Below are 14,715 nucleotides of genomic sequence, written 5' to 3'. Positions count from 1 at the left end.
CTGCTCGCCCTGCGCCATCTGCACGCTGGTCGACTCACGCTGAGTGTCGTCGACCGGGGCGTTGGCGTAGGCGGAGGTACCCAGGCCGGCCACCAGGCCGGCGGCGGCCGCAGCACCAGCGGTGGCGCGGCCCAGCGTAGCGGCGTTGTCGGCCACGGCGCGGGCGAGGACCGGCTTGGCCTGGCGGCGCATCTCACGGCGCGAAACGAACGTCGAAGTGGTAGTCACTGTAATAAAAACCTCTCCCAATGTGACGGGGCTTGGCCGGTGTGGTGGTGCGAGTATCGGGGGAAGCTCGCCCGCCAGGTCTCGTTCGACCGCGTCTGCCCCGCCCCCTGCATGCGGTAGTTTGCGAACTTCTCCAGCCGGAAGCAGGGATCGGAATCACCGACTGAAGGCGCCTCGGCATCGGACAGTCGCCTCAGGCACGACCCCGACGATATAACAGGATGGTAAAGATGTCACGCTCAGGTCACGGCCGATGCTCAAAATTTTCCAAAACCCCTGGTGAGAGCGCCAAAATTCCCCAGAATCCAGGGCGTCACATTCCGCTCACACGCCCCAGCGCCGCAGGCAAGATCACAAAACAGCAACAGCCTGGACCTGAACTCACCTCGCGAGACCTACCCGTGACTCCACACCAGAGGACCGGCGCACCGTAGCCCCACAGCACATCCCACAGCAGATCCGCAACGACCCGGCACCGCTCAGTCGCGGGCCGGCACCACGAAGATGTGCTGGGCGACCTCCAGCGGGATCTCCACCTCATAGACCTCAGCGGACTCATCGGTCACCGTCAGCATCAGATACGCCGACTCCACGCCACCTAAGTGCACCGCCGCCCCCGGCCTCAGCCCCGCTTCGAAGAGCTGCTCAAGCACTTCAGGCTCCACCTGCACCGACTCCGCCAGGCGCTGGACCCGCCAGGACTCCGCCCGGGCCGAGATCTGCGTGTCCTCGGCAGCCTCGCGCAGTGTGACCGCCGCCCCTCGGCTGCCCACGTCAGGATGCGGAGTCACGCCCAGCAGCTCCAGCCCGGGGATCGGGTTGCCGTAGGGAGACTCCACCGGGTCATCGAGGATCTCGACCAGACGAAGCTCCACTCGCTCGCTCATCACGTGCTCCCAGCGGCAGGCCTCATCGTGCAGATACGGCCATTCCAGTCCGATCACATCAGCCAGCAGCCGCTCGGCCAGCCGGTGCTTGCGCATCACCTGCACAGCGATGCTGCGCCCCTGGTCCGTCAGCTCCAGGTGCCGCTCCTGGGTGAGCACCAGCAGTCCGTCACGTTCCATCCGCGCCACAGTCTGGGAGACGGTCGGGCCGGAGTGCTCCAGGCGCTCGGCGATCCGCGCCCGCAGCGGTACGATGCCTTCCTCCTCGAGGTCGAGGATGGTGCGCAGATACATCTCCGTCGTATCAATTAGGTCCGTCACCTGGTCTCCTCCTGTGCTGCCCGTGCTGTCTCTGCTGCATCCCTGGCGAGGCTGTGGCATCCTCACCCTGCGGTCCCGCTCGATTCCCCGTCCTGCGCACATCCGGTGCATGTCCGGCGCCCACCCTGCAGGCCCTCACGGCCGAGGCGCGGTCGGGACCTCGATCGAGCGTTGATACCGTACACACAGGGCGAGGCGATACCGCATCCAGCATAGTCGGTCCCGCCGTCCCCGCACTCCCGACCCCCGGGCCAGTCCCGGAGGCACACCGCTCATCCCTCGAGATCAGGAGCCTGCGCCATGACCGCCGCACCCCTCACCATCCCCTCGCACCTGCTCCCCCAGGACGGGCGCTTCGGCGCCGGCCCGTCGAAGGTCCGTCCGGCACAGGTCCAGGCACTGGTCGAGGCAGGACCCGCGCTGCTGGGCACCTCGCACCGGCAGCCGCCGGTCAAAGGCCTCGTCGGCGATGTGCGCCGCGGACTGGCTGAACTGTTCTCCGTACCGGACGGGTATGAAGTGATCCTTGGTGTCGGCGGATCCACGGCGTTCTGGGATGTCGCCTCCTTCGGACTCGTCCGCCGCAAGGCCCAGCACCTGTCATTCGGCGAGTTCGGCGCCAAGTTCGCCAAGGCCACGGACAACGCCCCGCACCTTCAGGGCTCCTCCATCATCACCGCAGAGCCCGGTACCCGCCCGCGCACCCGCGTCGAAGCCGACGTCGACGTCTATGCCTGGCCGCATAATGAGACCTCCACCGGAGTCGCCGCCGAGGTCACCCGCGTGCCCGGGGCACAGGATGAGGCGTTGACGCTGATCGACGGCACCTCAGCCGCCGGGGGGCTGGCTGTGGACATCTCCCAGACCGATGCCTATTACTTCGCACCGCAGAAGAACTTCGCCTCCGACGGCGGGCTCTGGTTCGCCCTGATGTCACCGCAGGCCCTCGCCCGCGCCGAGGAGTTGGCCGCACAGCGCTGGATCCCGGACTTCCTCTCGCTGACCACGGCGATCGAGAACTCGCGGAAGGATCAGACGTACAACACTCCTGCCCTGGCCACCCTGGTCATGATGCGCGCACAGCTGGAATGGCTCAACAGTGCCGGAGGGCTGGAGTTCGCTGCGGCACGGACCGCGGACTCCGCCGCCCGGGTGTACCGGTGGGCGGAGGCTCATGAGCTGGCCGCCCCGTTCGTCAAGGATCCGGCGGACCGTTCAGACGTGATCGTCACCGTCGACTTCGACGCCTCTGTGGACGCCGCCGCTGTGGCGAAGACGCTGCGTGCCCATGGAGTGGTCGACGTCGAGCCCTACCGCAAGCTGGGCCGCAATCAGCTGCGCATCGCCACCTTCGCCGCGATCGAGCCCGACGACGTCAGCGCCCTGCTCTCCTGCCTCGACTATGTGCTGGAGCAGACCCAGCGCTGAGCCGACCCAGCGCCGAGCAGACTCCGAGGCGGCGCGGGCTCAGCGCAGTACTGACAGCTGCGCTGGGCCAGGCGGCAGGCCGCAGAACACGCAGAGCACAGAGCTACTGCTGCTGTGCGTCCTTCTGCTGCTCCGCCGCCTCGTCCTCAGCGGCCTGCTGCTTCTCCTTCTCAGAAACCCGCTCGGCCCACGGCACCCACTCCGGGGCGAGCAGCGCGTCTGCGCCCGGGAGCAGGCCGATCTCGCAGACGGTGACTTTCCGGCTGCGCGGCGCCCGGGCCAGCGTCACGAACCACTCCCAGCCGCGGTATCCCTCACGGTGGGCGGCGAAGCGGTGCGTGTGGAGCCGGTCCTCCTCCGCGGTGACCGAGCGGTGTGCACCGACCTCCTCGGCAGAGGCGATCTCACCCAGCGCCTCACGGGCCTGGTCCACCGCCTCGCTGAGCACGGCATCCTTCTTGGGCATGTCTGGGATCCTCCGGCTCAGGCGTCGAAGTCGTCAGCGACCCGCCGCAGCACCGCGGCGAGCTGGCGGCTGCGGGCCGACTGCGGGTATCTGCCCCGGCGCAGCTCCCCGGCGCTGGACTCCAGCATGTTCACCAGGTCCTGCACCACCGAGGCCATCTCCTCCGGGGACTTACGGCGAGCGCGCACCACGGAGGGGCCTTCGTCCAGCAGCCGGACCGAGAGTGCCTGCTGACCGCGCCGACCATCGGCGATGCCGAACTCCATGCGGGTGCCGGATTTCACGCTGGAGACCCCCGCCGGCAGGGCGGAGGAGTGCAGGAACACCTCCTGACCGTCGTCGGAGGCCAGGAATCCGAAGCCCTTCTCGGCGTCGAACCACTTCACTTTCCCGGTGGGCACGTTGATCTCCCTTAATCTTTAATCATCTTTAATCGATCGCTGAGGTCTCACCTGCGCGAGGCAGCCACCTGCAAGGATACCGCCGCGGCACGAGGGGATAGAATCGGGGCCATGTCCGAGCGCTCCGTGACCCGTCCCGCTGAGGAAGCCCCTGACCGGGGAGGACCGTTCAGCCGCGGCGTGCTGCTGCTGGGGGTATGCCTCACCGCGGCGGCCTTTGTCTCCCTGGTGGTCATCCTCGGTGCCTACTTCCTCTCCACGACGGCGGACCCGACCTTCTACGCCTTGGCACTGTGGGGTTTCCCCGCGGGCTTCGCACTGCTGATGCTGCACATGGTCCTCTCCGCGCGGCGCCGCCGGGCAGTGCGCCGCGGGACGCCACGGCCCGCGCCCCGCGAGCGCGCGGCCTGACCGGAATGCCTGCCGCACCGGCTCTGACGATCTCGGCGCTGACACGCACTCTGGCTTCGCAGCCGGATGAGGCCCTCTCCGCTCTGCTGCGCACGCGGCCCGATCTCCTCCATCCCGTGCCCGCAGACTTCACCGGCCTGGCGGTGCGGCTGCAGTCGGAGGTGAGCCTGCGGCAGGCGCTCCACCGTCTCGACGTCGGTACGCTCGCCGCACTGGAGGCCGCGGCGGCGGGTCGCAGCATCGCTGAGGAACTGCGCGAACGGCTGCGTCGGCTGGGGCTGCTCCTCCCCGTATCGGACTCCGCCACCGATGCCGTCCCCGGCTCGCTGCCGACTCTGTTGGCGGAGCTGCAGACCGCCACAGCCACCGCAGGCATCACTCCCGGAGCACCGGCGCCGGAGGCCACCGCTGCCGTCCCGATGGCGGCCCTGGTGCGCAATGCCGCGCTCTCAGCGGTCGCCGAGCTGCTGGCCGAGGTCGAACATCTGCTCGAGATCCTGGGCGAGACCCCCGCGGCCACACTGCGCACCGGAGGAGTCGGGATGCGCGAGCTGCGCCGGATCAGCACGGTGCGCACCGGTGAGTCCCGGGCCGAGGACGCCACTGTGGGTGAGACCGGCTGGCTGCTCGAGCTGGCTGCGGCCTCGGCGCTCATCCACATCGAGGTGGACACCGGCATGTGGCGGCCTACGGAGACCGCGGCACAGTGGCGGCGCGCCGGGCGCGCGGAACGTCACCAGCTGCTGGTCTCCGGGTGGCTGCTGACACCGCGTTCACCGCTGCTGATCCGCGGACCGCACCCGCGGGCACGGATCGCTCCGGCGCTGACCCAGGAACGCAGCCGCGGTGATGCGCCGGGGCTGCGCCGTCGTCTCCTGGAGCTGGCCGTGGGGCTGACAACAGCCGGGCCAGCCACGCTCTATCAGCTTGATGATCCTGACAGTCGTTTGGCCCCGCACGTGCAGCACCCCTCACCGGAGGCAGGCACTGACGAGGCCGCACTGGCGGCGTCGTTGACCGGAGCCCTCGCAGAACGTATGCACTGGGAACGCCCGCTCGCCGGGGCCCGGGTGACCCACCTGCTGCCGACCGCCCTCCGCGAAGCCGAGCGGCTGGGGCTCTTCGCGCTCGGCACGATCACTGACCTCGGGCAGGCACTCATGTCCGGAGAAGAGAATGCCCCTGACCCAGCGGCCATGGCCGCGCAGCTGGCCCAGACCCTTCCCCCGACTGCCGAGACCGTCCACATCCCCTCGGATCTGACGGTGGTGCCCACCGGCACGCCGTCCCCAGCTCTGGTGGCAGGACTGAACATCCTCGCTGACCGAGAGACCCACGGCCCGCTGCCCACCTACCGCATCAGCTCGGCATCCCTGCACCGCGCCCTGGACGCAGGATGGTCCCCGGCCCAGGTCCGCGAGTTCCTCACCGCGCACAGCAGCGCCGAGCTTCCTCCCTCGCTGCGCACCCTGCTCGACGACGCCGCACGCACCTGGCGGGGTGTGGAGATCGGCGCGGCGGGCTCCTGGATCCGGGAGTCTGATCCGCAGCTGCGCGCTGAGCTGCTGGACACCCCGGCGCTGCGCGGCCTACAGCTGCGCACTCTCACCGAGGAGGTGCTGATCTCCCCGGCGAGCCCCCGGGAACTGGCCCGTACGCTGCAGCAGGCGGGCTTCGGCATCCGGCAGGAGCAGCCCGGGGAGTCCACCTCCGACGCCGGGATGAGCGGCGCCGGGATAAGTGACGCCGAGGTGAGGGGTGCCGGGGGAACCACCGCACATCCGCACACCTCAGACCCCGCGGACTGGACGCTGCGCGCCACACCCTGGCAGCACTCGCCGGTCCGGACGCGGGGCATCACCCCGGCCTCTCCCGCTGAGGCACTCGACGCGGTGGAGCGGCTGCGCGCGGGAGGCCCGCCGCGCAGCGGAGATCCCACCGTCAGCCTGGGCGCCGACGTCGTCGGACTGCTGCGCACCGCAGTGCGCGAACGCGGCACCGTGCACCTTCGCCGGGTCGATGCCCACGGGATCGAACGGACTCTGCGCGGCATCCCCACTGCGCTGAACGCCGGGCGGCTGCGGCTGCGCACCGGCGAGGAGGAGACGGTGGTCCTGGTCCATCGCATCACCGGCGTCACCCTGGACGAGCATGAGGCACCGGGGAGCACCGGGGACGCCGCTGCCCACGGCTCACCCCAGCAGCCAGTAGGGCCCTGAAGGAGGAGCTGATGTCCGGACCGCTGATCGTCCAGTCCGACCGCACTGTGCTGCTGGAGGTCGACCACGAGCAGGCCGATGCCGCCCGCCGCGCCGTCGCCGCCTTCGCGGATCTGGAGCGGGCGCCGGAGCATATCCACACCTACCGGATCACCCCGTTGGGGCTGTGGAACGCCCGTGCGGCCGGGATCGACGCCGAGTACGTGGTCGATACCCTCCTGAACCTCTCGCGGTATCCGGTGCCGCATGCGCTGCTGGTGGACATCGCCGAGATCATGAGCCGCTACGGGCGTCTCCGCTTGGAGAAGGATCCGGTGCACGGGCTGGTGATGCGCGCCACGGACCCGGCGGTGCTCGAAGAGGTCCGGCACGCCAAGACGGTGGCCCCGCTGCTGGGACCCTCTCTGGATGAGGCCACCGTGGCCGTCCACGGTCAGGCGCGCGGGGAGCTGAAGCAGGAGCTGGTGAAGGTGGGCTGGCCTGCCGAGGATCTCGCCGGGTTCGTCGACGGCACCGCGCATCCGATCGCCCTAGATGGCACGGACTGGGCCCTGCGGCCCTATCAGCAGCAGGCTGTGGACACGTTCTGGTCTTCCGGCTCCGGTGTGGTGGTACTGCCCTGCGGGGCGGGGAAGACGCTGGTCGGGGCGGCGACGATGGCGATCTCCTCCACGATCACCCTGATCCTGGTGAACTCCACTCTCTCGGCTCGGCAGTGGAAGGCGGAGCTGCTGGCGCGGACCTCGCTGACTGAGGAGGAGATCGGCGAGTACTCCGGTGACCGCAAGGAGGTCCGCCCGGTGACCATCGCCACCTACCAGGTGTTGGCGCATCGCCGCGGGGAGCTGTACCCGCATCTGGAGCTGCTCGACGCCCATGACTGGGGGCTGATCATCTACGACGAGGTCCACCTGCTGCCGGCACCGATCTTCCGCCGCACCGCGGATCTGCAGGCTCGCCGCCGTCTGGGCCTGACGGCCACGCTGATCCGTGAGGACGGCCGTGAGCGTGAGGTGTTCTCGCTGATCGGGCCGAAACGCTTCGACACTCCGTGGAAGCAGATGGAGGCCCAGGGGTGGATCGCCCCGGCGCTGTGCACTGAGGTCCGCGTAGACCTGCCCTCGGAGCGCCGGATGGAGTATGCCGCGTCGGAGGAGCGGGAACGGCATCGGCTGGCGGCGGGCACTCAGGCCAAGGACGACGTCGTCGCCCGTCTGGTGGCCAGGCATCGGCATACCGGGGAGCGGATCCTGGTGATCGGCCAGTTCGTGGAACAGCTGGAGCAGCTGGGTGAGCACCTGGGTGCTCCGGTGCTGACCGGTGCGACGTCGACGAAGGTCCGGCAGGAGCGTTTTGAGGCCTTCCGGCGTGGGGAGCTCGATGTGCTGGTGGTCTCGAAGATCGCGAACTTCTCAGTGGATCTGCCGCAGGCCTCGGTGGCGATCCAGGTCTCGGGGACGTTCGGTTCCCGGCAGGAGGAGGCCCAGCGTCTGGGTCGGCTGCTGCGCACCGACTCGGAGGACGCCGAGAAGCGCGCTCATTTCTATTCGGTGGTCACCCGGGACACTGTGGATATGGAGTATGCGGCCAAGCGCCAGCGGTTCCTCTCCGAGCAGGGCTACGGCTACCAGATCCTCGACGCCGCCGACATCGTCTGACCGACGAGACCCGGAACCCACCCACCCCATCGATGGAACAATTTTACCGGCGTGTCGTCGGCGTGTCGTGACCAGATTCTCTCCCCCGATGGAGGAGGAGCGGGCCACACACTGTGTCACAACCACACACTGCTCCCAGACGACGTTCAGGCGATCATCAGGGTGCAGGAGGACAATGGGGCACGTGACTGAGAAGACTCCCGAAGCCAAGCTCCTCGTCGTCGACGACGAACCCAATATCCGTGAACTGCTGGCCACCTCGCTGCGCTTCGCCGGCTTCGAGGTGGCTGCCGCCTCGAACGGCCGTGAGGCCCTGGAGATCGCCGAACAGTTCCAACCGGACCTCGCCGTGCTCGACGTCATGCTCCCGGATATGGACGGTTTCGCGGTGACCCGCAAGCTCCGCTCGGCCGGCAAACTCTTCCCGGTGCTCTTCCTCACCGCCCGGGACGACACCGATGACAAGATCACCGGGCTCACCGTCGGCGGCGACGACTACGTGACCAAACCCTTCTCCCTGGACGAGGTGGTCGCCCGCATCCGTGCCGTGCTGCGCCGCACCGCCCCGTTCGACGACGAGGACGCCGTGCTGAGCATCGACAATCTCGAGCTCGACGACGACGCCCACGAGGTCCGCCGCAGCGGAGAGATGATCGACCTCTCCCCCACGGAGTTCAAGCTGCTGCGCTACCTGATGATGAACCCGAACCGGGTGCTGTCCAAGCAGCAGATCCTCGACCATGTCTGGGACTACAACTTCAACGGGGATGCCTCCATCGTCGAGTCCTACATCTCCTATCTGCGGCGGAAGATCGACTCCGGCTCCGAGGGTGCACCGATGATCCAGACCAAGCGCGGCGTGGGCTATGTGCTCCAGACCTGGGAGCGCCGCCAGCGCACACGCGGCCACTGAACGGCGCCACGAGGCAGACCGCTGAGATGACTCGACGGCGGGGTATCGTGCAGTGATGCCGTTCAGACCCTGGGAATCCGCAGCACGCACCTGGCGCCGGGCGAGCCTGCGCACCCAGCTGGTGGTCATGTTCGCCGGGCTGATGGTGCTGACCCTGGCGGTGACCACCTTCGTCTCCGCCTCGCTCTTCCGCCAAGAACTGGTCCGAAACCTCGACGAGGACCTCGACGCGAACCGCCAGAGCGTGGCCACCTTCCTGACCTCCCGGGCCGCCGGCGAGGACCCGGACCTGGAGTACTTCTCGAATGAGGTCTCGGTGTGGCGCTTCTACGGGGCGCTGCTGGATAACGAGGGTGAGACGGTCGAGGATCTCGCCGCGCTCGCCGCCACTCAGGACCAGGATCTGCCTGATATCCCGACGCTGGACGCCGATGACGTCTTGGCCCGGGGCAGTGAGGGCTTCGACGTCGCCGGCACCCAGGAGGGCTCCCGCGGCTGGCGGGTCCGGGTGTATCCGCTGACCTCCGGGGAGGCCTCAGTGGCCATCGCCTTGCCCCGGGACACAGTGGAGCTGGCAGTGGAGCGCGCCACCTTCCTGGTCTCCACGATCGGGCTGATGGCCACGTTGGCCGCCTCCACTTTGGCCTACGGGGTGGTGACCCGTTCCTTCCGTCCGCTGTTCCGGGTGGAGAAGACGGCCGCCTCCATCGCCGACGGCGATTTCTCCCAGCGTGTGCAGATCTCCTCCCCCGCGGATACTGAGGTTGGGCGGCTGCAGCGCTCGCTGAACGTGATGCTGGAGCATATCGAGGAGGCGTTCCGCGCGAAGTCGGCGTCTGAGGAGAATATGCGCCGGTTCATCCAGGACGCCTCGCATGAGCTGCGCACACCGCTGGTGACGATCCGTGGCTTCTCTGAGCTCTACCGGCAGGGCGGGGTCAGTGATGATCCCGAGGCCGTGGGCACGGCGATGGGCCGCATCGAGTCCGAGGCCAAGCGTATGGGCCAGCTGGTCGAAGACATGCTGACCCTCGCACGGCTCGATGAGCAGCGGCCCCTGCAGCTCGCACCGGTGGATCTGCGGCTGCTGGCTCATGACGCGAGTATGGATCTCAGCGTCAACGCTCCGGACCGGGAGGTCGAGGTCGTCGGTCTCGACGACGCCGACCCGCGGCCTGCCCCGGTGCTGGGCGATGAGGGGAAGATCCGGCAGATCGTCACCAATCTGATGACCAATGCGTTGCGCTACACCCCTGCCGGGACACCGATCGAGCTGATGGTCGGCACGGAGTCTCTGCTGGAGGGACGGACGGATTCGGTACTGCGGGTCCGCGATCATGGCCATGGGATCTCCGAGGAGGCTGCCTCCCGGATCTTCGAGCGCTTCTACCGGGCGGATGATTCACGTCATCGCGAGACCGGCGGCACCGGCCTGGGGCTGGCGATCGTCGCGGCGATCGCCTCTCAGCACGGCGGGACGGTCCGGTATTCCGAGACTGAGGGTGGCGGGGCGACGATGACGCTGCGCCTGCCGATGGTGGAACCGGGAGATCAGGACGATCACGAGACGGAGGACTTCGACGAGGATCTCGAGGAGTGCCCGGAGTCGGCGAGTGCGGACGAGCATTCCCCGGAGGCCGCTTCTCCCCGCCAGGAGGCCGTGCAGCCTCCTCCACAGGAGTCTCCGCGCGACTCCGACACGCCCGGAGACTCCACAGGTCGCTGATCGTCGACTGCACCCATCGCGCACCGGCGCCTACCGTCAGTGGTGTCCCGCAGCACTGCGGGGCAACACGAGTGAACCGATACGGACACCACCACTGACACCGCCGCAGAGCGGAGCACCACCGGAGCAGGGCCTTCCTCCTGATCCGGCGTGCGGGAAAGGACTCATCATGGCGATCCTGCAAATCGACACCTCAGACCTCATGGCCAAGAGTCAGACGGTCGAAGGCACGCTGGGCCGTATCCAGACCGATGTGAACTCTATGGAGAGCCAGCTGCGCCAGCTCCAGGAATCGTGGAAGGGTTCGGCGGCCGTCGCCTTCCAGGATGTGCTGACCCAGTGGCGGGCGACCCAGGCTCAGGTGGAGCAGTCGCTGGCCAGTGTGCGTCAGGCGATGGCGGCGGCGTCGTCACAGTATGAGGAGACCGAATCCTCGAACACCCGGATGTTCGGGCGCTGAGCACAGGCGCAGCACGGCGTCATACCGTCGAGGCAGTCCGGCGGAATCGGGGAGACGACGCTGTGCGGGGAGGGCTGCTCCCGTCGTGGGAGTCTGGCCCTCCCCTGACCGCCGTCCTCATCTCATAGGCACGTCTCTCGTCGGCACGTCGTCAGTCACCGGAGATCGCCGTGAGGATGTCGGTCCGGCTGGCCCGCCAGGCCGGCCAGAACGCGGCAAGGACTCCGACGACGGCGGCCAGCACCAGATACCCCAGCAGCTGCCACCAGGGCACGGCGAGGAACATGATGCCCTGGTCCTGCGAGAACCGCTGCACAGCAATGCCGAAGAGCAGACCGGCGCCGATCCCCAGCACCGCGCCCCACAGGGAGATGGTCACTGATTCCAGGCGCACCATATTCCGGACGGTGCCGCGACGCATCCCGACGGCACGCAGCAGTCCCATCTCCCGCTGCCGTTCCGCCACGGAGAGGGCCAGGGTATTGACCACACCGAGCAGAGCGATCACCACCGCCAGCACCAGCAGCGCATAGACCATCCCTACGATCTGATCGACCTGCTCGGCACGCATCTGCCCGAAGCCTTCGGCATCGTAGACCTCCGCGGGCGGGAAGGCCTCAGCAGCGGCGGAGACCTCGTCCTTGACAGTCTCCGCCTCGGCACCGTCATCGAGGACCAGCCCGATGAACATGTCCTGCTCCGGCCAGTCGAACGCCGTGACCAGCTCGGGACTGCCGACCCAGGAGGGCAGGGTGATCGCCGTGCTCCGGTAGATCGCCACGACGTCCAAGGAAAGCGTCCGGCCGTTGCTGGTGGCCTCCACCTCATCACCGAGACTCAGCGAGAGCTCCTCCGCCCGGGACTCAGAGACGGCAATGCTCCCGGCGTCGAGGTCATCCGTGCTCCCGGACACCACATCCACCGGGCTGATGGTGCCCAGCTCGTCCTCGGCGAAGAAGGCCTGGTCCTCTCCGGCGACTCGCAGCGGCAGCATCGCCGCCGCGGAGACCTCGTCGACGCCGTCCACATCGGCGATGCTCTCCGCGATCTGCGGCGGGATCGTGAGGTTCGCCGGGGTCGTCACCAGCAGGTCCGCAGCCATGGTGTCATCAGCCATCTGCTCCACCGAACTGCGGGTGCTCTCGGCGACGACGCTCAGCGTGGTCACCAGAGCCAGCCCGATCATCAGAGCAGAGGCCGTGACCCCGGTGCGACGGGGGTTGCGCTGTGCGTTCAGCGCCGCCAGGCTCCCTGTGCGCCCGAAGAGCCTGCCCCATACGAGCCCCGCACCGGCGACGAAGGGCCGCCCCAGCACAGGGCTGATCAGCGCCAGGGCCACTGCCACCGCGAGGACGACACCGCCGAGCACCGCAGCGGAGGCACTCCGCTCAGCCAGCACCAGACCCAGCAGCCCCAGCCCGAGCACCAGCAGCACGGCTCCGATGATCACCCGTGTCCAGGACAGCTCACGGCGGACCTCAGCCGCCTGCAGGGCCTCCACCGGAGAGATTCCAGAGGTGGCGCGTACCGGCACCCATGCCGCGATCAGCGTGACCAGCACCCCGAAGCCGAAGGCCAGCAGCAGCGACACCGGCTGAAGCACCAGCCCTGCCGCCTGGATATCCAGGCCGATCGCCGTGAACAGTTGGATGATCCCCAGAGCCACGCCGATACCGGCCAGAACACCGACGGCTGACGCCAGCACACCCAGGACAAGCGCCTCAGCCATGACCATGCGCTGCACCTGCCCCCGGCGGGCGCCCACCGCCCGATAGAGCGCCAGTTCGCGACGACGCTGGGCGATGAGCATCGCGAAGGTGTTGACGATGAGGAACGTCCCCACGCCCAGTGCCACCAGCGCGAAGCCGAAGAGCAGGATGTTCAGAAAGCCCAGCTGGCTCGACAGCCCCTCGGCCTGCTCCTCGACGTACTCTTCGCCGGTCTGCACCGTCGCCGTGTCCGGGACCACACCCCGGATCGCCTCGGCCGCCTCCTGGTGGCTGTACCCGGAGGCGGCCTGCACGTCGATCGCATGGAAATATCCCTCGCGGTCGCCCAAGAGCCGCTGAGCCGACTCCGTATCGAAGACCGAGATCGTCGCACCGCCGAAGGACGGCGCCTCGAGGGTGACGGACCCGGTGACCGTGGTTTCGCGCTGCCCGCCGTACGGGGTGATCACCAGGACCTCGTCACCGATGTCGATGTCCCCGCGCTCCAGCGTCTCCGGATCCAGCGCCACCTCATCCATCGTCTGCGGCATACTGCCTTCGACCAGCTGTGCGCCCTCACCGTAGAGCCCGGGAAGATCGTGATAGTTGAATCCGAAGGTGGGTGCCATCGGGCTGCCCACCATCTCCTCGTCCACGTAGACGTAGACACCTTCGGCGAGGACACTGCCCTCGGCCCGCTCCACCTCGGCGAGCCCCTCCATCTCGGCGATCATCTCCTCGGAGAACTCAGGGGCGCTGAGCTGAGAGCCCTCCATGCTCTCATCACCGTCGGTGACCATCACCTCTGAGGCCGTTCCGGCCACGATCGAGGCGAATGTCTGGTTCAGCGTGGCCATGAAGATCTGCGCGGCGACGACGAACGCCACCCCCAACATGACGGCCACCGCACTGAGCACCAGACGGACCTTGCGCACCTTCAGCCCGCGCCATACTGCGCGCCACATGACCTTCACCGTCCCCAGGTCTCGACGCTGGTGCGCATCCACTCCAGAATCTGCTCCGCGGTGGGGTCCCTGAGCTCGTCGACCATCCTCCCGTCGACGAGGAACACCACCCGGTCACAGCGGGAGGCGGCGAGCGGGTCATGGGTGACCATCACCACCGTCTGTCCGTGGACGTCGACACTGCGGCGAAGGAAGTCCAGGATCGACTGACTCGCCCTGGAGTCCAGGTTCCCGGTGGGTTCATCGGCGAATATCACCTCGGGCCGGGTGACCAGTGCCCGTGCACAGGCGATCCGCTGCTGCTGTCCGCCGGAGAGCTGAGAGGGGAAATGCTCCAGCCGGTCCTCCATGCCGATGGCGGCGACGATCTCAGCGAACCGCTGCTCATCCACCGCACGACGACCGATGTCCGCGGGCAGGGTGATGTTCTCCCGCGCGGTGAGCGTGGGGATGAGGTTGAAGGACTGGAAGACGAAGCCGATCCGATCCCGGCGCAGATCGCTGAGCTGGTTGTCTGAGAGCTCAGCGAGATCCGTCTCCCCCAGCAGCACGGTTCCGGAACTCTGGCGGTCCAGGCCTGCCAGGCAGTGCAGCAATGTGGACTTGCCCGACCCGGAGGGCCCCATGATCGCGGTGAACTCCCCCTGCGCGAGTTCCAGGCTGCATCCGTCCAGCGCGGCGACCTGCGCCTCACCGATGCCGAAGATCCGTTCCAGTCCGATCGCGCGAACAGCCGCGCGGTCCCGTCCGACCACTCTGTGCTCCCCTCGAAGCGGCCAGCCCCGTTACTGGCCCCTCCTTCCAGCATAGCCGCACCACGGCGGCTGGCCATCCCTGCCTGCGGCGCTGAGAGACCCCGGGAGCAGATGCGACGGGGCCCCTCACCGATCTGGTGAGGGGCGCCGTCGTCGTGCGGGGTCAGT

At 68.2% G+C, this 14,715-nt stretch carries 13 protein-coding genes; 7 read left to right on the top strand and 6 right to left on the bottom strand.

What is annotated here, in order from left to right; all coding sequences use genetic code 11:
- The coding region (locus RIL96_RS08645) for a hypothetical protein (RefSeq protein ID WP_374761871.1) at window positions 1–228 on the bottom strand (228 nt) is incomplete at its 3' end.
- A 479-nt stretch (window positions 229–707) separates the two neighbouring features.
- A complete protein-coding gene (locus tag RIL96_RS08640; RefSeq protein WP_310548618.1) occupies window positions 708–1,436 on the bottom strand; it encodes an iron-dependent transcriptional repressor DtxR in 729 nt (242 codons plus the stop codon).
- Between the two features lie 300 nt (window positions 1,437–1,736).
- Here RIL96_RS08640 and serC point away from each other — a divergent pair, with 300 nt between their 5' ends.
- Entirely contained in the window at window positions 1,737–2,864 is a 1,128-nt protein-coding gene (gene serC / locus RIL96_RS08635; protein ID WP_310548617.1) for a phosphoserine transaminase, read from the top strand.
- 103 nt (window positions 2,865–2,967) lie between these two features.
- Here serC and RIL96_RS08630 read toward each other — a convergent pair whose 3' ends face one another.
- Together RIL96_RS08630 and RIL96_RS08625 are read right to left on the bottom strand one after the other, a co-directional pair.
- Window positions 2,968–3,330: a DUF3027 domain-containing protein gene (locus tag RIL96_RS08630; RefSeq protein WP_310548616.1), complete on the bottom strand. Its 363-nt coding sequence runs from the start codon at window positions 3,328–3,330 to the stop codon at window positions 2,968–2,970.
- A gap of 17 nt (window positions 3,331–3,347) precedes the next feature.
- The gene (locus RIL96_RS08625) at window positions 3,348–3,731 is read right to left on the bottom strand and encodes a cold-shock protein (protein ID WP_310548615.1); all 384 of its coding nucleotides are present in this window, start codon (window positions 3,729–3,731) and stop codon (window positions 3,348–3,350) included.
- A 111-nt stretch (window positions 3,732–3,842) separates the two neighbouring features.
- Here RIL96_RS08625 and RIL96_RS08620 point away from each other — a divergent pair, with 111 nt between their 5' ends.
- From RIL96_RS08620 to RIL96_RS08595, 6 genes are all read left to right on the top strand, one after another.
- Complete coding sequence (locus RIL96_RS08620; RefSeq protein WP_310548614.1) at window positions 3,843–4,142, top strand: hypothetical protein; 300 nt, start codon at window positions 3,843–3,845, stop codon at window positions 4,140–4,142.
- 5 nt (window positions 4,143–4,147) lie between these two features.
- The gene (locus RIL96_RS08615; protein ID WP_310548613.1) at window positions 4,148–6,361 is read left to right on the top strand and encodes a helicase-associated domain-containing protein; all 2,214 of its coding nucleotides are present in this window, start codon (window positions 4,148–4,150) and stop codon (window positions 6,359–6,361) included.
- 8 nt (window positions 6,362–6,369) lie between these two features.
- Window positions 6,370–8,019, top strand: a complete 1,650-nt coding sequence (locus RIL96_RS08610) for a DNA repair helicase XPB (protein WP_310548672.1) — start codon at window positions 6,370–6,372, stop codon at window positions 8,017–8,019.
- Between the two features lie 184 nt (window positions 8,020–8,203).
- Complete coding sequence (locus tag RIL96_RS08605) at window positions 8,204–8,932, top strand: response regulator transcription factor (protein WP_374761870.1); 729 nt, start codon at window positions 8,204–8,206, stop codon at window positions 8,930–8,932.
- Window positions 8,933–8,987: 55 nt separating this feature from the next.
- On the top strand, window positions 8,988–10,658 hold the full coding sequence (locus tag RIL96_RS08600; protein ID WP_310548611.1) for a sensor histidine kinase: 1,671 nt from the start codon (window positions 8,988–8,990) through the stop codon (window positions 10,656–10,658).
- Between the two features lie 169 nt (window positions 10,659–10,827).
- The gene (locus tag RIL96_RS08595; RefSeq protein WP_310548610.1) at window positions 10,828–11,118 is read left to right on the top strand and encodes a WXG100 family type VII secretion target; all 291 of its coding nucleotides are present in this window, start codon (window positions 10,828–10,830) and stop codon (window positions 11,116–11,118) included.
- A 151-nt stretch (window positions 11,119–11,269) separates the two neighbouring features.
- On the opposite strand, the gene RIL96_RS08590 is transcribed toward RIL96_RS08595, so the two are convergent.
- Window positions 11,270–13,834, bottom strand: coding sequence for an ABC transporter permease (locus RIL96_RS08590; RefSeq protein ID WP_310548609.1), 2,565 nt, complete (start codon window positions 13,832–13,834; stop codon window positions 11,270–11,272).
- A complete protein-coding gene (locus tag RIL96_RS08585; RefSeq protein ID WP_310548608.1) occupies window positions 13,798–14,547 on the bottom strand; it encodes an ABC transporter ATP-binding protein in 750 nt (249 codons plus the stop codon). The genes RIL96_RS08590 and RIL96_RS08585 overlap by 37 nt, the downstream gene beginning before the upstream one ends.
- Between the last annotated feature and the right edge of the window lie 168 nt (window positions 14,548–14,715).

Source organism: Nesterenkonia aerolata, assembly GCF_031470965.1.
Taxonomy (GTDB): domain Bacteria; phylum Actinomycetota; class Actinomycetes; order Actinomycetales; family Micrococcaceae; genus Nesterenkonia; species Nesterenkonia aerolata.
This window is presented reverse-complemented; position numbering and strand designations above follow the sequence as displayed.

Coding starts and splice junctions, on each gene's coding strand:
- RIL96_RS08620 (WP_310548614.1), top strand. CDS start 3,843: ATGTCCGAGCGCTCCGTGACCCGTCCCGCTGAGGAAGCCCCTGACCGG.
- serC (WP_310548617.1), top strand. CDS start 1,737: ATGACCGCCGCACCCCTCACCATCCCCTCGCACCTGCTCCCCCAGGAC.
- RIL96_RS08615 (WP_310548613.1), top strand. CDS start 4,148: ATGCCTGCCGCACCGGCTCTGACGATCTCGGCGCTGACACGCACTCTG.
- RIL96_RS08595 (WP_310548610.1), top strand. CDS start 10,828: ATGGCGATCCTGCAAATCGACACCTCAGACCTCATGGCCAAGAGTCAG.
- RIL96_RS08630 (WP_310548616.1), bottom strand. CDS start 3,330: ATGCCCAAGAAGGATGCCGTGCTCAGCGAGGCGGTGGACCAGGCCCGT.
- RIL96_RS08600 (WP_310548611.1), top strand. CDS start 8,988: ATGCCGTTCAGACCCTGGGAATCCGCAGCACGCACCTGGCGCCGGGCG.